The organism is Butyrivibrio sp. INlla16 (assembly GCF_900104155.1).
In the GTDB taxonomy this organism is placed as follows: domain Bacteria; phylum Bacillota; class Clostridia; order Lachnospirales; family Lachnospiraceae; genus Butyrivibrio.
In genome coordinates, this window is the sequence record NZ_FMYB01000004.1 from 14,160 (window position 1) to 32,226 (window position 18,067).

An 18,067-nucleotide genomic window follows, 5' to 3' on the forward strand; every position below is an offset into this window, starting at 1 on the left:
TTTAATTCATTCCCTCTTCCTTTTCCAAAATCTTACGTGTACACCAGCCGATACACGGCTGGCCTACACTGTAAGGACAATTCTCTTTGCACTTATAACGCGGTTTTTTCTTAGGAGTTACAAGGTAATAACACACATCCCTTGTGCATTCTCCCTTCTTTGTTCCCCAGTAGCAGAACTTGCAGCTCCAGGGCTTATCTTCCGCGTATTTTTCCATCAGATAGCTTCGCCTCCACGATCCTTATGAGGCTTAGGTAATTCCTTGGTCTCCGCGTCCTTAGAAATATCCTTATACTTTGCTGCAACTCTCTCCTCGAACTTTTCAGCAAGTTCAAAGACTTTTGCCTCTGCATCATAGTGATAAACGTGATCTGTGAGCTGATCCTTAATATCTACTGTTGTAGCGTTTACCTCCTTGACCATGTTCTCGAGGCTCTTTGTGTCGAAGCATCCATTATCCGGAATTATAAGTACCTCATGAATACTGCTGGGTAAAATAAAGAAGCTTCCCCTAGCCCTTTCTGCAGCCTGATCCATGAAGTTCTGATAGGCAAGAACACCGGCTCCGTGTACATTACCCTCAACAGAAGCTACAAACATCTGCTCCTGCTCCGGAGGAATATTTAAGCCAAGCAGATCCAGGTCATCAACGCCCATCTGCTTTGCCAGGACTTCAGCCATACCCTCAATAACGAGAGGTCTGATTTCCGGTGCATTCTTAAGCGCATCCTCATGAAGTTTGTCTGCTGAAATGCCATAGTTATCGAGCATCTGATTTGTTACGAGAATTGAACCAACGCCATTATCTGTCCCACCAAGCACAAATCTGTAAACAACTGCCATATCCTCAATTTCTCTATGAGGAACAGTTTCAAGAAGCTCCTTATTTCTCTCTGCTGACACCACCTCTATTGCGAGTGTGTCCTTCATAGTGTCGTAGTCCTTGAACTCCGTGATATCAAACTGCGGTGTATTCTGAAGTGCGTCCGATGCAATATCTGCAGCCTTTGAAACAAGAACACCGTAGTCCGCGCCATCATCGAGTTCCTTATAAAGGCTATCCAGATTAAGATTCACCCCTATAATCTGATCCTGCTGTTTCACTGTAAGAGCCTCATAAGATTCGTTCATCTTATCAACTTTTCTGGTCTCAACCTCATAGGCCTCACCGCTTCTTCGCTCCAATGTGTCCTTTACGTCTGTCGCAAAGGTGTCTTTGAATTCTTCGAAATTCATCTTTTTTCCTCCTGTGATTGAATACTGGTTGTACCCGTTTTCGGGCAAGAAAAAAAGAGCAATTGTCCATTGCTGGATAATTGCTCTATGTAAAAATCATTATTCAATTCTGAAGGAAATCGCCTTATATTATCTTCACGTATCTTCTTATCAGTACTCATGATAAAAAGGCTACATTTTTGGAGCGATTTTCACGTTTCAAAACTAATATGTGGTTTGTAAGAGTATATAAATTCTTACTCCCGATTACGACCTCTCTGAAAAGTTCTTCTAAAACGGGTGTAATTTGGGTGTGTTGGCACCCCGCATGGTTACTGCATCCTCAGATTTTATCGGATAATTATTTGTCTAAGGACTTAAGCGTCGGGATTTTTTCGACCGCTTAAGCATATGGAAGCATTTGAGATCATATACGAGCATCTATCTTCATTACTGTACTTTTGGGGTTACGCATTTGAGAACATCTACGTTCATTTGACTTCCCCACAGATTTGTCAGCTGTTTGTCAAAGGCTATATCAGTCACGATATTTCGTACTTGTTTCAGCGTATACTTTCCGTAGCCTTTTGCGCTTTTCCTTTGACTAATTATGCTCGTTTGTCAGTATGTTGTTTTGTCAATTTTGGTTTGTCAGAAAAATTCTTTTCGGAGTACCATTTTAGAAAACGCCATTAAGCTTTGCTGCAAGCTTATTGATTGATTCTTTGTTTCTCCGATCTGACGAATCAGCATAGATTTCATATGTAGTAGAAATCTGTCTGTGTCCCATCACTGCCTGGATCACTTTTGGATTGTCTTCCACCTCACAGAGCCTTGTAGCAAATGTACGTCTCAGATAGTGACACGTGAAATGCGGAAGTATTATCGGTTCCCTATCTTCCCTAACAGCATCAATCTCTTCCTCATGATTGTAATCATTGTAGATTCTTTTAATTGCTTTATTAACTGAGGCAGCGCTCATTACTGAGCCATACTTGTTTTGGAAAATGAATCCCGAATATCCGTCTACTACAGTCTGATTGTACCCCTTGCCTGCAAGTTGGTTTTCCTTTTCAAATTGGAATGCTTCTTTAACAGCATCCATCATAGGGATTATTCTACAACCTGCTTTGGTCTTAGGTGTTGAGATCCTTAGCTTTGATGTGCGTGAACCCTTCTGAGGGTAGTACGACAGTGTATGATTAACATCTATCCATCCCTCTTTCAGATCGATGTCCTGCCAACGAAGGCCAGTGCATTCTCCAATTCGCATTCCCGTTCCAAGAAGTACAGTAAAAAGCGGCCACCAATGATAATACACCGGGCTCATAGCAACATATTCCATAAAGGCTTTTTGTTGCTCTGGAGTAAGTGCCTGCCTTTCCGTTTCCGTCTTAGGAAGTCTCTTTGCAAGTTCTCTCTTTGCTCCTTCGGTCGGGTTCTTTCTTATTATATCATCTCTTACAGCCAACTCGAATGTCGGATGCAACAATCCATCTACAGATTCAATAGTAGAAAATGAAAGATGCCTTTCCGAATGTAAAAAGGTGTAGAACTGCAACACATCGGAATACTTTACATCAACAAGTTTCTTTTTTCCGAAGTCATCTCTGACATAACGCTCGTAAGTATATTCGTAGTTGCTCTGTGTCGAATCCTTCAAGTCTATTCTTGTTGAAATGTATCTGTCATATGTCGAATTGATGGTTGCAAGGCCTGCAGCATAGATATCAAGTCCATCCAGCTGATCCTTTTTTAATTTGTCCTCTCTCCGTCTAAGTTCTAACAGATTATCTGCATATATGTATTTCTTCCTGCCGATAGGATCAATGTAGATATACATATAACGCTTGTCTGATTTTCTCTGATGTTCTCCGCGGAAGAGGGTGTTACCTTTCAAGTCTTTTCTTGAATTTGCCATTCTTCCTCCATAACTACCGTTTTTTCGCGGTTCGTAAATACTCCTCTACAAGTTCCGGATCCACAAAAACAAGCGTCTTACTATGTGGATAATAAGCTCCGCAGGCTTCTGCCAACTTTTTCATAGTTGCTCTGCCGACCTTAAAATACTCCGAAGCTTCTTTGAGTCGCATCAGTCTTGTTGCCTTTGCTTTAGTCTCTTTTACTGTAGCAATGTCATTGCCCATTTGATTCCTTTCTGCAAAGTTAAAGACGTTTTATGAAATTAGACTTGGCTGTAATTCATGAAAAGTACTTCAGCACAATATTATTATGACTCTATTCGAGCGCTGTAGCAAGAACTAATCTGAATCTGCCAAGTCTTATTCATACGTTACCGATTCTTATGTGACAAAATAAATTCTTCCAATATTGGATAATCAATATACACTGTAGCCCTGTTTATATAGTGGTATGCACCACATGCTTCGGCCATCTTTCTTATTGTTCTCTTATCCCCTGCAATAAGATGTGATATCTCTTCATATGTATATAGACGCTTCGTATTTCCACGCGTCTTCTTTACCATCTCCAACTGATTACTCATTTCTTATGCTCCTTTTTGTTCCAAATATGAGTAAGGTCTCTGCTCCTTAAGCCACTTAAGAGAGTTATCTACCACATCTTTCCTTAAGATTCCAAATCTCTTCTTCATTGCCTCAGAGGTGACCCCCTCAGTACCAGCAATGGCAGCAAGTTTGAACTCACGCTTGAGGTATCTTTTGAATACATCTTTTTCATCACCGAGAGAACCAATTTGCTCTTCTACAAGCCCGTAGATCTCTCTCATGTCCTTCAGCAAAAGAATCTCCCACTTATGTGTTTCAAACTTATCAGCACCACGAAGTGCAGTGATATAGTCTCCAGCTCTGACTGCCTGGCGAACTATCATGTCCTCATCGCCTTCGCTGGATGTAGGGTTTCCAATGTTAGAAGTCTGGACTCTCACACCGGGATCCCCAAGGGCAACTCGTCTGTTATATTCCCGTTCTGCTTTTATAGTTCTGATAAGCCCCGCTTCATAAGCATTTACATATGGCATGAAACTAGAATAATGATCAAGGACTATCTTTATCCTTTTTTCATCAGTAGCTTTCCTATAGTTATCGAGAATACTTGCGTTCATTCTTGCTCCCATTACTGTTTCCCCCTTTTGAAACCGCAGAACTTTTTTCTACATTATTAATTGTAAGTCCTGCAGTATCAAAGGTCATTTTACAATCTGTATAAAACTTATAAGATTTGTATAGTGTGAAGACATACTGCTAACATGCATCACCCTTCAGGATCCAGTCTGTAGATACTGCAAACTTATCTGAGTATGCAACGACTATATCTGTTGGAAGTGGTCTTCTATCATTTTCATAAAATGAAACCACTCCAGCGTTAGCAAGTTTAAAGTCTTTAGCTAAATCTTCCTGCCGGATTCCGGCACTTTCCCTTAGTATCCTTATTCTTTCCCCAACGGTTCTTCCGTACAATTTCTCCATGATAATTTCCTTTCCAAAAGAAGACATTATTATATAGAAGAAACAGAGTCATGGCGGACCGCAAACATAGTAAAAGATTAGTCCCAACAAGGCTTTTCTACCTCCTTCCCTTGAACAATGGCAATGATAGCATCAAAACCGTACTTACGAGTTCGCAGTAAATACGCACCAAGTTCGCGGTCAGTTCAGATTAAATTCGCACCAAGTTCGCACCTAGTTCGCGGCCAGTTCGCAGTCAGTTCGCAATTGTGTACACAATTTTTGAGCAAAATAAAAAGACTGCCGAAGCAGTCCCTACCTTGTTTTGCCTTAATCTATAAGCTCTCCATTTTCATCTATGATGCCTTTATCTTTGTCTTCCTGGTCTCTGCGTTTGCAGTATTTCCAGATCAGCAATCCATACAAGACTATCGCATCCTTTTTTACCGAAAAATACTTTGTGCGCCCCATGTAAAGCTCAATCAGCATTGCATCATTCGTTTTAGTCGTATTCTTTCCTTTCATGTATACCGAATCAATGATATGTGCCAGAATATCGCCACCTTCCACAAAGGCTTTCATCTGCTCCAGTACCAGCCCACTCTTATCGCCATACCATTTCTCACATGCAACTTTCCATGCAAAAGATCTTTTTTCTTTCTGGGAGTATTTCCGTGGCTCTGCAACTATCCGCAGGAACTTAGTCCTGTATGGGATCTTCTTTGACATATTATTTAGCCAGTTTATTCCCATACGTTTTGCAAAAGCTTTTCCATCATTGAATTTTATCAACAATTCTCTAATAACTTTGTACATCTCTTCATAGTCTATCCCCGCTGCGATGCACTCGTTCACGATAATCTCATGTGTTGTAACTCCTATAATCATCCTTATCTCTTCCCTCTATAACAAGAACCGCAAACATCAGTTACGCCCCTCCAACATACACTTTTTGACAAAAGAAAAACTGGTCGGAATAAAGAGCATTCCAGCACCAGTATTTAAGCCTTGATAATTATGTCAAACTGAAGAACCCCAAATAAAAACACGTTTTTAGCAGTAGCATGAAAGCTTCCGGCTCCCGACTGCTTAACGTCAATAAACTATTTCTTATCCCTGCCTTCCGGCCTCATGAGATAAGCAATCATTTTGCCAAACTCCGAATACATATATAATATCTTTTCTGCTCTCTCATCATAGCTGTCTGTATTCTGGATATCCATGATGATATCACTTATCGCAGTACTGAAATCAAACTCATTATCCTCGCTGTGCCTTAGCACATCATAGTTATTATCATTTCCGATAAGCCTGTGAAGATCAGCATTAAGATTGTAGTATAGTATTGACAGCTTTTCCGGACTGATAGCTATTTCCCCACTAACCATTCTGTCATAGCTGCTTGTTCCAACTCCGAGAAGTGCTGCCATCTGAACATTAGTCCAATCGACTTTATCTTGCAAAGTCTTAAGATTAGTACCTGCAACTTTATTGAACTTTTTCCCCTTTAAGCTGTCAGGCCTTTTATCTCTTGTGTCTCTATGCTTTGATTTTTTATATGCCATATTGCTACCTCGAATTATAATCTACACAAAATTACGCGATACCTATACTGCGTAATACGCTTTTATAGCCGCGTAATACGCGGTATTTTCATTGCAGATTAAGCAGTTTTCGAGAACCGGAAGACACAAAAAGGCTTAAAGCACAATAAAGGACTGCAGCCAAGCTACAGTCCCGTCAGATACATCTATTAAATTACAATCAATCTTCGTCCATTGTTATGGGATTTCTTTTACACTCAACAATTTCTTCAATATCACATTCAAGTATGGTACATAGTTTGTCTATTGTTTCCATGTTTACTGACTCGTTTCTTTTAAGACGTGTCAATGTTGAATGACTGATTCCAGAATTCATCAGCTTGTATTGCGTTATGTTATTCTCTTGTATATATTTCCAAAATCTGTCGTATGAAATCATATCCCTCGCCCATCATTAACAGTATTTCATAATAAAATAATGCCTCAGTTACCCTTTTCAGGGTAGTAGCTTAAATGCGGTATTACCCTTATTGGGGATATATTCATAACACAGATATCGAGACAGATTAAAAAAATGGCAATAAAAAAGAACGGCATCACAGAGATGGCGTCCTTCCTTATTTTCCAACTAATTCCGGGTAAAAAACCTTTTGAAGAAACTTTTCTTTTTTTATCAACAGTGGGATGTAATCCTTGAGGCACTGCATTATTTCTTCAGCATATCCGTGATACTGCTCATACCAATCCCACTTCTTTCTAAACTCTTAATTATAAAACAGCTCAATATCTCCTTCTGTCAAATCGGGATTTCTTGATCAGACAAATAAATCCGGGCAATCTCTCCTAAACTTTTCGCTTGGTGAACAATCTCCAAAATCAGGCAATAAACCATCTCCACTACTAATTGGATGTGGTAAATATTTGCATCTAAAATACACACAAGGAAAAGTAAAAATGATCTCCATGTTCCCAAATATTTCATGCATAATATATAGATTAATAATATATAAAGAGCCCAGCGCCATTATGGCATTTTGAAGCGTCGCTGATTGAATTGATAAAGCTTCATCATGCTTTATTGCATTATACGCAAACCACCAATCAAGTCCCTGGACTTTACGATTATTCCCGTTATTTACAACACTTACTTTCCATTCTTGTAAAGGAGTATTAATCCAAAAAGGTGTACTAACCTCAAAAGTTATTATCTTAGGATACTGATTCAGTATAGCATCGCTAATATCTACTATCTGTTTGACTTGCTGTCCATGCAAAGCACATAATGCCTTGCTCATAATTTCAAACTCAGATGCGGCCAATACAATAATCTGCTTAAAAACATCTGAATAGACTTTTCCATGTACTAATTCGATTTCACCATCATGTTCAATTAGTCCATGATCAATGTAATGTTTTGTTTCATCCAACCGCTCCGCTAAAGAGCAGAAGTAATTCCAATGTTGTATTAATTCTGTCTTATCCATCAAAACCTCTAAAAAAAAACAAATTACTCTTCTATATCATCTATTCTGCTATCGAATATAGCTTCCTCTATAACCTTTATACACTCTTCAGGCTTTTTCTTAATATCCGTTCCCCAAAACCGAATGACAGTCCATCCCTCAAATAAAAGCCTCTTGTTTATATCGTTGTCACGCTCACGGTTTCTGGAGATCTTACTGATCCAAAATTCACTATTATTGCTCTTTTCAAGCCTTGGTCTTAATACTTCCCAATCTTTCCCATGAAAAAATTCGCCATCACAAAAAATAGCAATTTTATACTTTGTGATGACGATATCTGGATGTCCCGGAAGCCTATCATAATTCTTTCTATACCGGTATCCTCTTTTCCATAATTCTTTGCGCAGAATAACCTCTATTTTAGTGTCCTTACCCTTAATGTGCTGCATGTTTTTTCTGCGCTGCTCTGGTGTCAAAACATCTGCCATGTCAGCCTCACACTTATGCTTCACAGCATTATTACAATTCTAACAATCCTATATCCATTTTCTGATTTGCAAGATACATTTCCGCAACTTTATCTCCGGGGAGGAGCCTGATCTGTATATTTTCCAGTCCAATCTGCTCAAGTATTGGCATTCTTACCTTGCCATATTTTATGATTTCATCTCCTTCTGTCGGCATAAGAAAGCAGTTTCTTACTTTATTAAATCCAAATACATCTATAAATTCTCTGTATGCCAAGTGATACAGATACTGTTTTGTAACATCACCTACTCCGGGATTTCCCTTGATCACATCACTCCCGTGTCGTTTTTCCAACGTTATGTTATAGTACTTCGCATCGAAGATGATAAACTGCTTTTCACCATCCTTCTCATAGAAAGTAATAAGATCCGGAATAAGTGTCTCCTGTGCCGGAACACTTATTTCTTTTTCCTCATTTTCCCAAATAGGCTTTCCTATAACCTCAATCAGCTGACCATCTATCATGTAATCAACTTTTGGTCTTGGTTGAGCAGTATGTAGCTTAATCAGTTGTAACTGCCTCAATGTCTTATGCAGCTTATTGTCAAAAATCTCTGCACACATTTTTTCCCAGACAGCATGATAGGCGGTAGTACCATACATGCTAAATCCGGAATTATCATCAAACAGTTTCTTATCCTGGGATATGTACGCATATATTGTCTTTAAAAGAATCTGTTTACGGGTATTGTACTGAACATTGAGCTCTTTGAAGATTCTTTCAAGAATATATTCCTTATCACCAAAATCATCCATTTCAGCATCGGATATTTCTGCAGTTTCCAGCCCAAACAGTTCGGTCAGTTCTGCTTCTTTAAGCTGCTTTGAGCATTCTGTAATGACATATTCATGTAGGCGCTTGAAATAATCCATATCATCATCAACTGTCTTCCTCGTATACAGTTCCATGTAATATGGCTTGTTCTCAGATAGCAATGCAAAGCTTTCATCTATAGTTTTTCCCCATAGAATATCGCCCTCTCCATTTACCTCAATTATTTCTTCGCTGTTGGTATATACTCCATACTCAAAATAATCTTTAAGAAGAAAGAGTATAACTGCAAGCAGATTAAAGCTTTTATTATCTCCGTCACCATTATATATGTTTATTATCTGCTCTTCTGAATTACTGTACCGTTCTAGAACCTTTACTATACGGCGCATTTTATCTATTTTTTCTTCTTCAGAATACTTTGATAGTAGATATTTGGGATATACCTTTATTATTCTTCTTCCACATGTGATAACACCAACATACACAAAAACATACAGGCAAACGCCACTCTGTTCAGAGCCATCTGTTATCTCTATATCTTCATCAGCAATATCAGACATTTCCTGTTGTACATCGGTATTTCTTACACTCTTAAGCACACCAAATGTCTTAAGTGTGCGGATAAATCTTTCCAGTGCTTCTTCACTATCAAATTCGAATCTCTTCTTTAATTCATCCTTTGTATATCGTCTCTGTTCCCTGACGAATCTGGAAATCATCCTCATTCAGCATCGTCCCTTTTTTGCTCATAATAACTGCTTATGAAATTAGCTCCGAATATGTTCATTCCTATCTCATCAAAAGCATCACATACAGATGAATACTTGCTGCTATCACACCCATCGAAGAATTTTCTCTTGCTCTGCTTAACAGCATCTTCATAAAGATACATAATCACTTTACTCTTGAATGCATCCATGAATTTCTCAGGATCCTTGATCATTCCATTTTCATCAGAATCCAGTACCTTCTTTGACAGGAAGAATGGTCCCATAAGCTTATCTTCATTGATGTTAAAGTCTTTAGACATCTTAGTATTAATTGCCTTACGAAGTCTGTTCCAAACAACAGGCTCATCATATTTAGCAATATTTACTTTTCCGATATTCTCTATATCTTTTTCTTTCTCATCAATTCCAAGATACTCAAAATTCCATCTTCTCTTGAAAGCAGTATCCATAGGATAAACCCCCTGGTCCGCACTGTTCATTGTTGCCCAGATGAACATATTATTGGGAATTCTGATTTTCTTATACTTTTCTTCTGTACCACCTAATTCTTTTGCCAGATATCTTCTGATATCCTCAGATGCCTGAATCTCATATTCACTGACACCATCGGCATCTCTATCAAGAAGCTGGAATACATCACCAAATACTGCAGCTACTTTAGCTCTGTTGATTTCCTCTATAAGGAGCAAATGTGGCTGCGGAGCCTCTGTGCGGGCACTTTTAAGAGCATCCACATAAACTCTCATAAATGGTCCTGGCACAAAATCATATCGGATACTTCTTCCATCTGAGTCCATTACCGGCTTATATGTTCCAACAAATTGCGAATATGTATAGTCCGGGTGGAATGTAACTCGTTCATATGTACCAACAGTATCATCCAAAAGCCTGTCACAGTCCTGCTTTAGCAAGAAGCTCTTTCCTGTTCCAGGAGCACCAAAGACAATTCTGTTCCTTTCGTATTTTGCTTTTATATTTGTCTTGAATACAACGCTCATATCACTTTCTCCTGTATCGATCACATACTGCAGATACTTTTTTACCGCGCTTCTCTGTGTATTATTCTTTTTCTCTGCGCTGTCTAATTCTGATATAGTCTTCTGAATCAGCTTTATATCCGTAGTGAAAAATACACTCTTTTCGGACATAGAATAAAGAGGAGTATTCGCAATATTGCTCACATACTGATCAATTGAATTGGAACTGTAGGCCTCTCCCGCATCAGAATCTCCTTCTGGCTTAACCTGCCTTTCCATCCAGGATCTGAACATCTTCTTGTTGTATTCTTCCGGATCATTATCATCAACCAGGTCTTGATCGAAATCTTCCGGATAATAATATTTCTTATACAAATAAAGCAGATTGTCTTCATCGCTTATTTCAAAGCACGACGTAAGTTTTCCTTCCGATGGATTCGGAAGATGTTCTCCATTTGCAAATCCCACACACCATCTTCCGGGCTTAATATGTGCAAACTCATCTGAAGAATCATATTTGTACGGCCCAATATTATCAACAAGCCCTTTTAACTCTTGACCTTTGACAGCAACAAAAACAGTATTATCACCTGTATTATAAAATCTTGCCAGCTCTCCTGCCTTTCTGGTAGATGTACTATCATCTCCAGGATAATATTTTTCTTTTAATGCTTCCGCAAGTCCTTGCTTATCAATTCCCTGAGATGTCTCGTACTCCGTCAACGAACCAGTCTGCCCCCATCCAATAGCTACCATGGATTTTTCCTTCCAATCAGAAGCAAAACTTTCTTCACCACTTGAGTTCGTTGTTCCTATTCTTACGAATTGCTTACTCTCACCAAATTTATCCCTTATAGCGTCGATAAATTCCCTGTATCTTAAGCCAGCATAGTTCTGAATCATAGCAATCTGACCGCTTCTTGTATAATATTTTTCACTAGGTCTTATGCAAAAGCACCGAAGAACATGCTTTTGCCACTCATTATTATGAAACGAACTCAGTTTCTCGTTAAAAATAATGCTGTAATATTTATGAAACCATGCCCAATTGTAGAAACGTTCTCCAACCTCATCCTTAAGGTGATCATCTAGTGCCTCATAATCTTCAAGAGAGTTTAATTCTGTTTTTTCTATAATCCTTGCTCCTTTTATAAGCGCCTCAACAATCTCTTTTCCTAAATCCAAAGCTTCCTGTTCAGATAATTCTTTTGGTTTCTGAGGACTACCTGTTGTCCATAACCCTGTATCTTTCTTCTGAAAAAGGCCAAATTTGTACGCAGATCCACCAGAAATGCTTCCAAAATAATTCCTGCATTCTTTATTCATTTCCAAATAGCAACACAATGAATATGTATTATCCCCAGCTGAATAAAACACATTATTTAACAATTCATTTTCAGAAAGTGCTTCTAATATACTCGGAGAAAATCGGCTCAAAAACTCTTGTCTTGCATTCTCAATTTCCGCCCTTGTAGCAGTAAACTCTAATCCCGATTCTGATATATGCTGACTTATGATGCTGGCAGCACGCTGGTATTCATCATTTTCATTTTCACTTTCATTGCTTGCTTTGATCGTAACCTCAAACACAGTTCCATCATTTGCAGCCGTTCCTGATGAATACATATTCTTTCCACTGCCAAGATCAATATTACTCTTTACTCCAAAAGCTTCATATGCTGCAATTTTCTTCCTTTTAGTTATTACTAAATAATCATCCACCTCCAGTAATTCTCGAAGGGGAAGCAAATCATTCCCATAACAAATCTGCAAATTAGGATTACCCTTGCCTGTTTCATCCTGATTAAGTATACGCCGTCTAATCTGAATGGAATCCCCTATCCATTCTTTGCTATCAGAACTTTTACCGCCAATTCTTGCAATGTTTTGACGATTAATACGAACCGGAAGTGATAGTCTCCATCCTTTAAATGACGAGTTTAATGTAAAAGTAGGAAAGAAATCCTCAGTTTTACTAGTCCCGTTTTCGGGTTCTTTTTCACCAGTTAGCTGTATTTGCGTTGCATGACTGGCGTTCTGCTCCTTTTTATTCAAGCTGTCCGTATTTTTGAGTTGAATAATCAGAACACTTATCACATCATCCCACGAAAAAGAATTATCCTCTACGTATGATAATTCTTCCTTGAGAATATCAATATATTTCTGAAAATCGTCATTCAATGTATTTGCAGCCATTATCTTTTACTCCTATGAAATATAACTATCCAAAAAGTGTTTTATAACCGAATATGCCAAATCTACAGGCAAAGCATTTCCTATGAGCTTGTATTGAGCCGAATATGATATTCCTAAATTCTTAGCAATCTCTGCATATTCATCAGGAAATCCTTGTAATCTATATCCTTCCAATGGTGTTATTCTACGGATAGGTTCTGAAGCAAGGTCAACTTCGGGACGTAAATATGGATCCACCCCTTTAATATAACTATCGCTAAAATAATTATCCTGATTTGCTCTATGCCACTTAGACATTGTAGCGGTCAAAGGTCTTGCAATAACATTGTCAATGTCCACATTGCCCTGCCAATTATCTGGCTTAGTAAGAATTGTCTTCCTTGAGCCCTGTGGAATAAAATGTCGTTTGTCCACTTCTCCTTTTTCCAACAAGTGCCATGTTGTTGGATATTTTGCTTTCTTTAAGTCCACTTTGGGAGGCTCTCCAATATCCTTAACATCTGCAATATCTTTTCTAATGCCACAAAAGAATATTCTGTTTCTTCTTTGAGGAAGACCATAATCAGAAGCCATTAAGTCCCACGTATGTAATACATATCCTGGTCCTATATTTGATAATGCAATTTTCATTTCATCTAATAGCGAACCGCCCTTGATGGTATGTATCTTCTGAACATTTTCCAGAACAAAATACTTAGGCTGATAGTAATCCAACATATCAAGAATATAAAAAAACAACTGCCCTCTCGGATCATCGAACCCTTTTCTATATCCTACATTTGAAAATGATTGGCATGGAAATCCGGCAAATAAAATATCGAAATTTGTAACCTCTTCACCTTTAGGGTTCTTTTTTGTCTTAACATTTTCTACGTTGTCAATTCTCTGAACTTGTTCCCCACTGCATGCCTTTTCATATAGCATTTGCGCATTTTTTTCAAATTCACAGTATGCAACATGCTCAAATTTGTAAGCGGAGCTTTTTATTCTCATTGCTCCTTGATAAAAGCCCCCTATCCCCGCAAAGCAATCAAAAAACTTAATTGTCTCCATCTGCATATATCCTTCTTAATACTTTATTCAAAGATTTGGCCAAAACCCTTGCCATCAACGGACTTACCGCATTACCTATCTGTCTATACCATTCATTCGGAGATCCAAGGAAAAAATAATCATCTGGAAATCCTTGAACTCGTGCAGCTTCCCTTGGTGTAAGCCCTCTTGCTTGATTGGGATGTATATACATATTACAGTCATAATACATATGCGCAGTTATCGCTTTACATGGTTCATTTGCCACAAGTTTATCAAATTTATCTCTAAAAATATCTGCCCTGTTTTTATATGGATTAATCTCCTGTATACTTTCAGCATCAGATTTTTCCCCCTGCTGAAGTAATCCATATATCTCGATATCCCTCGCGTTATTATATTTTGATTTATGATTTAAAACAGGTACATCAATCTCAATATCATAATTTATCTTTTTACTATAATCAGAGGATACTATTGGCGTTCCAGAAATAGTGTATCCCCATTTTGCATTTTCTAACCAAGTGCTGTTCTTTTGAGTTTTTGCTTCCAATTTTGGCAAGTCCCCAATAGCATCCCATAGGGTATATTTCTTGTCGCCTTTCTCAGACTCTATTGAGCTTTTAAACAACTCATAATACTCACTCGCCTTAGACTTATATTCATCTTTTATTCCTAAGATAAAGGCTCGCTTTCTGCTCTGAGGAAATCCAAAATCTTTAGGGCTAAGTATTAGAGGCTCACAGGCAGAATATCCTATATTAGCAAAATCACTTTTTATTGCATCGTAAACTTTTAAAATCCCTTCAACATTTTCCATTAGAAATATCTCTGGTTTAGCCTGCTCAACTGCATGTACATAAAACTTATAAAGCTCGTTTCTTTCATCGTGCTCTTTCTTTTGCTTATTAACCACGCTGAATCCTTGACAAGGTGGCCCTCCTACCACAAGTGGCACATGCGGAAATGTATACGAGCTCACAAGCTTTCTGATATCTTCATTTATTATGTTTTCCGATTTCATCCATGGGCGATTAAATCTGTATGTAGATAAAGCAGCCTGGTCCTTATCAACTGCAACGACAGGCCTAAAACCAGCTTGTTCCAGTCCAACAGACAATCCACCCGCTCCGCAAAAAAGATCTATAAAGTCATATTCAAATTTGTCTAAATCATAAGAATCAAATTTTAATTCATAATATTTTAATAGGCGGTCTTTAACATTTTCATTATCTATAGATTTGTCAGTAACATTTGTTTTTTTAGAAACCGCGTTCACCTGCTGATTAATATAAGATAAATCTATTACTTCTTTCTTTTTCATTGGTTCACATTCTCTCTTTTTACATATTTTCCTGTTTTTATCCTAGCATCATGAGGTTTTGTAGCATCACAAGGAATGGCCCATTCATTTCCAAACTTGACCACTCCATCAACTCTGCCAGATACACAAATGGCCTGCACCCGTCTCACAGATATTCCCCATTTTTCAGCGGTTTCTTTGATTGTCATATAATCCATTTCAAATCTCCAAAATCACATAATTTATTATTTTAATTATATTCGTCAATGCGTCATATATCAAATCATTAAAGCAAGGCCTAATGTTAATCATTACCCTAATCACCACTCTTGTTGTACTGCCAGTTGCCTGTTGTACTAATCTTACAAAATAAAGAGTCCAATAATCACACCAACTATATAATATTGGTTAAGGGACATATCAATACCCTTTGATAATTTTTATTATTTACGTTGAACTGATTGGTAGCCTCAAACAAAAAAAGCCGGAGAGCACACTGGTGTTTATACCAATGTCTCTCCGATTTTTTATGCTGCAAGCTCCAGATCATTTTCAAGTTCATTCCCCCAGGAATCCCATCCCAGAGTCTTTTGTCTTGCGAAGAGTTCCACCCGAGGGACATCACCTACAAGTTTTACGATCCGATCTCTTGTCTCTGCTGGCTTCTTACTATGTTCTTCAATGTGACTGATGATAACCTGATGGACTGCTGAGTCGATTCGCTTCGGATGACCTTTGGTTGCAAGTAGGCACACCTCAGCGTTGGATCTTGTCCAATAACCCATGCCCCAGAAAAGTGAATCCGATTTTTTATTTTGTTTCACCCAGACGAAGGCCACGGTCTTGTAATCGAATCCCCAGGCATCGATCACATCAAACGCCTCTTTCAGATTCGGAAACGTTGCCCACATGAAAAGAATCGAATCGTCTGCAGCAATTTCTTTTACCGGAAGCTTGCAGATGTCCTCCAGCTTCATTGTCGGATAATGATTCTCTGCGCTCCTGCCTTTCCCTTTTTCTGTTCTGACTCGGAACCGCCAAGGTGGATCCGCATAGATGACTTCATATTTTTTCTTCAGTGCCGGAGTCTTTTCTTTTACCCCGTCATCCGTTTTGTTGTTACCCTTTACAAATTCCCTGATCATTTTTATTTGTTCCTCCCGCAAAAGTCCCGCGCGTCATCCCCATCCCCAAAGGGGTAGAGTAAAGTGGCAAGTGGGGTTTCGATATATACCCATCGAAACTCACTTGTTGGGGCACATCCCCAATCCCCTCGCTTCAGATTAAAATCTGACTACGCTCCTTCCGGAGCTGAAAGAAATTCCGCCAAGAAGATGGCAAATGACGCACGGTTGATTGTTAATAGAAAGAGGCAGCCACGATGGACTGCCCCAAAAGATTATCGCGAACGTTCACGATTTTTATTCTGTTCCTGTTCTTTTCCAATACCAAGTATCTGGTCGATATCATATTTTGCAGTCTGATATGTCTGCATATCTTTTCTGACTTCCTTGTACTCGGCATAGGCAGCTCTCTTTTTTGAAAGCACTTTGTCATACTCAGCACTGAGTTCTTTGTAAGATGGAAACTTACCTTTGTATTTATCGAAAGCATCTTTCGCAGCTTTATGAGTCATAATTTCTTCTTTATGCTCTTCAAAAAATTTCCTGTTGTAGCCCGACTGCCAGTACTGCTGATATATTTCTTTTGTACTAGAATAATCTTTTATGACTTTCTTTTGTTCTGAGATTTTCTTCAGCTTGCTCTCATACCCTTTGATGTCATCGGAGAGCTGGGAGAATCTGTCAGAAGTATCTCCTGCCATTTTTTCCAGCTCTGCATAAGTCCTGAGTCCCTTCTCCTGAAAAAAGAGAATCGCCTTCATGACATTTTTCACATTGAACTTCTTCGCCCACATCTCATAGCCAGGACCTTTTCCTTGGGCGATGATGTCCTGGATGTTTATCAGAAGGTCAAACTTATCATCCCTGTAAAATGGTTTCTGTTCTTTCTTTATAGTCTCTTCCTTAGGAGCTGTTCCCTTCTCGACTCCTTCCAGCTTTTTCATCAGGTCTTTTTCCGTGTAACCATCTCCCAGGGAACGGAAACGGATAAATCTCTGCTGACCATTTCCTCTGACAGAAGTATGCTTGCCTCGTTTTATTTCATAGCCCTGCCTGGAAAGTTCGGACAAAAGATCTTCAAAAGAGCCTGGCTTTTTGGAAAGAGCAACATCGATTGACTCCCTGAGCTTGTCCCTGAAAGTAGGACCTCGCTCTTCATGGATATAGGTTGTCTTGCTGTGATATGGCTGCGGAGCAATTACAGATAATCCATTCTCCATGCAGATAAGATTGGAAAGTCTTCCAAGCGCCATGCCTGACAAAAGAAAATCCTTAAACTTCCTGTCACCACTAAGGGCTGTGGAGTTGAAAATAATATGATTATGAACGTGGGCCTTGTCAGTATGAGTCGATACTACAAAGGCATGATTGCCTTTTGTAAATCTCATAGCTGTCTCATATCCGATTCGGTTTGCATCCTCCGGTGTAATCTCTCCGGGCTTGAAGGACTGCCTTATCTGATATGCAATGACATCATTCTTGGGATGCTTGCCTGTAACACGTTCATATTCTCTTTTGGATAAAATAAATTCTTCCACCACAGTCTTAGGATCACAGGCATAGGATGAAACGTATTTTCCTTTTTCTGTTTTATCCGGGTTCATTTCATAATCCGTCCTGTCCTTCAGACACTTGGCAAGAGTCATTCCCTTGTTCATGTGTAATGAAATAAGTCTTGTAGCTGCCATAATATTTTCCCCCACAAAAATAAGTGCAGCTCCGAAGAGTTGCACTTAAACAATAAGTTCTAT

The 18,067-nt window shown here is 38.7% G+C and carries 19 protein-coding genes; all 19 read right to left on the bottom strand.

Annotated features, from left to right (window positions below; all coding sequences use genetic code 11):
- Position 1: 1 nt before the first annotated feature.
- The 19 genes from BLR42_RS02845 to BLR42_RS02935 all read right to left on the bottom strand — a co-directional run bounded on the left by BLR42_RS02845 (position 2) and on the right by BLR42_RS02935 (position 18,004).
- Positions 2-217, bottom strand: coding sequence for a hypothetical protein (locus BLR42_RS02845; protein WP_091866492.1), 216 nt, complete (start codon positions 215-217; stop codon positions 2-4).
- Positions 217-1,236, bottom strand: a complete 1,020-nt coding sequence (locus BLR42_RS02850; RefSeq protein ID WP_091866494.1) for a DUF5688 family protein — start codon at positions 1,234-1,236, stop codon at positions 217-219. Before BLR42_RS02850 ends, BLR42_RS02845 begins: the two co-directional genes overlap by 1 nt.
- A 658-nt stretch (positions 1,237-1,894) precedes the next feature.
- Positions 1,895-3,136: a site-specific integrase gene (locus tag BLR42_RS02855; protein WP_091866496.1), complete on the bottom strand. Its 1,242-nt coding sequence runs from the start codon at positions 3,134-3,136 to the stop codon at positions 1,895-1,897.
- A gap of 13 nt (positions 3,137-3,149) precedes the next feature.
- Positions 3,150-3,362, bottom strand: a complete 213-nt coding sequence (locus tag BLR42_RS02860; RefSeq protein ID WP_026495897.1) for a DUF6462 family protein — start codon at positions 3,360-3,362, stop codon at positions 3,150-3,152.
- A 146-nt stretch (positions 3,363-3,508) separates the two neighbouring features.
- Positions 3,509-3,721 (bottom strand): hypothetical protein, encoded by a 213-nt coding sequence (locus BLR42_RS02865; protein ID WP_022763306.1) that lies wholly within the window; start codon positions 3,719-3,721, stop codon positions 3,509-3,511.
- Positions 3,722-3,724: 3 nt separating this feature from the next.
- On the bottom strand, positions 3,725-4,312 hold the full coding sequence (locus BLR42_RS02870) for a hypothetical protein (protein ID WP_091866498.1): 588 nt from the start codon (positions 4,310-4,312) through the stop codon (positions 3,725-3,727).
- Between the two features lie 127 nt (positions 4,313-4,439).
- Positions 4,440-4,664: a helix-turn-helix domain-containing protein gene (locus tag BLR42_RS02875; RefSeq protein WP_170832616.1), complete on the bottom strand. Its 225-nt coding sequence runs from the start codon at positions 4,662-4,664 to the stop codon at positions 4,440-4,442.
- Between the two features lie 309 nt (positions 4,665-4,973).
- Positions 4,974-5,531, bottom strand: a complete 558-nt coding sequence (locus BLR42_RS02880) for a hypothetical protein (RefSeq protein WP_091866503.1) — start codon at positions 5,529-5,531, stop codon at positions 4,974-4,976.
- A 215-nt stretch (positions 5,532-5,746) separates the two neighbouring features.
- On the bottom strand, positions 5,747-6,208 hold the full coding sequence (locus BLR42_RS02885; RefSeq protein ID WP_091866505.1) for a helix-turn-helix domain-containing protein: 462 nt from the start codon (positions 6,206-6,208) through the stop codon (positions 5,747-5,749).
- Positions 6,209-6,407: 199 nt separating this feature from the next.
- A complete protein-coding gene (locus BLR42_RS24195; RefSeq protein WP_091866507.1) occupies positions 6,408-6,626 on the bottom strand; it encodes a helix-turn-helix domain-containing protein in 219 nt (72 codons plus the stop codon).
- A 376-nt stretch (positions 6,627-7,002) separates the two neighbouring features.
- A complete protein-coding gene (locus BLR42_RS02895; protein WP_091866509.1) occupies positions 7,003-7,671 on the bottom strand; it encodes a hypothetical protein in 669 nt (222 codons plus the stop codon).
- Positions 7,672-7,694: 23 nt separating this feature from the next.
- Positions 7,695-8,138 (bottom strand): very short patch repair endonuclease, encoded by a 444-nt coding sequence (locus BLR42_RS02900; protein WP_091866511.1) that lies wholly within the window; start codon positions 8,136-8,138, stop codon positions 7,695-7,697.
- A gap of 31 nt (positions 8,139-8,169) precedes the next feature.
- On the bottom strand, positions 8,170-9,678 hold the full coding sequence (locus tag BLR42_RS02905; RefSeq protein ID WP_091866513.1) for an LlaJI family restriction endonuclease: 1,509 nt from the start codon (positions 9,676-9,678) through the stop codon (positions 8,170-8,172).
- On the bottom strand, positions 9,675-12,857 hold the full coding sequence (locus BLR42_RS23455) for an AAA family ATPase (protein ID WP_242879163.1): 3,183 nt from the start codon (positions 12,855-12,857) through the stop codon (positions 9,675-9,677). Before BLR42_RS23455 ends, BLR42_RS02905 begins: the two co-directional genes overlap by 4 nt.
- A gap of 12 nt (positions 12,858-12,869) precedes the next feature.
- Positions 12,870-13,910 carry a DNA cytosine methyltransferase gene (locus tag BLR42_RS02915; protein WP_091866515.1) on the bottom strand — a complete coding sequence of 347 codons (1,041 nt, stop codon included), beginning with the start codon at positions 13,908-13,910 and terminating at the stop codon, positions 12,870-12,872.
- Positions 13,897-15,213: a DNA cytosine methyltransferase gene (locus tag BLR42_RS02920; RefSeq protein ID WP_091866518.1), complete on the bottom strand. Its 1,317-nt coding sequence runs from the start codon at positions 15,211-15,213 to the stop codon at positions 13,897-13,899. Before BLR42_RS02920 ends, BLR42_RS02915 begins: the two co-directional genes overlap by 14 nt.
- A complete protein-coding gene (locus BLR42_RS02925; protein ID WP_091866520.1) occupies positions 15,210-15,410 on the bottom strand; it encodes a MerR family transcriptional regulator in 201 nt (66 codons plus the stop codon). Before BLR42_RS02925 ends, BLR42_RS02920 begins: the two co-directional genes overlap by 4 nt.
- Before the next feature lie 309 nt (positions 15,411-15,719).
- Positions 15,720-16,337, bottom strand: coding sequence for an MT-A70 family methyltransferase (locus BLR42_RS02930; RefSeq protein WP_091866521.1), 618 nt, complete (start codon positions 16,335-16,337; stop codon positions 15,720-15,722).
- Between the two features lie 254 nt (positions 16,338-16,591).
- A complete protein-coding gene (locus BLR42_RS02935; RefSeq protein WP_091866523.1) occupies positions 16,592-18,004 on the bottom strand; it encodes a relaxase/mobilization nuclease domain-containing protein in 1,413 nt (470 codons plus the stop codon).
- Positions 18,005-18,067 lie beyond the last annotated feature (63 nt).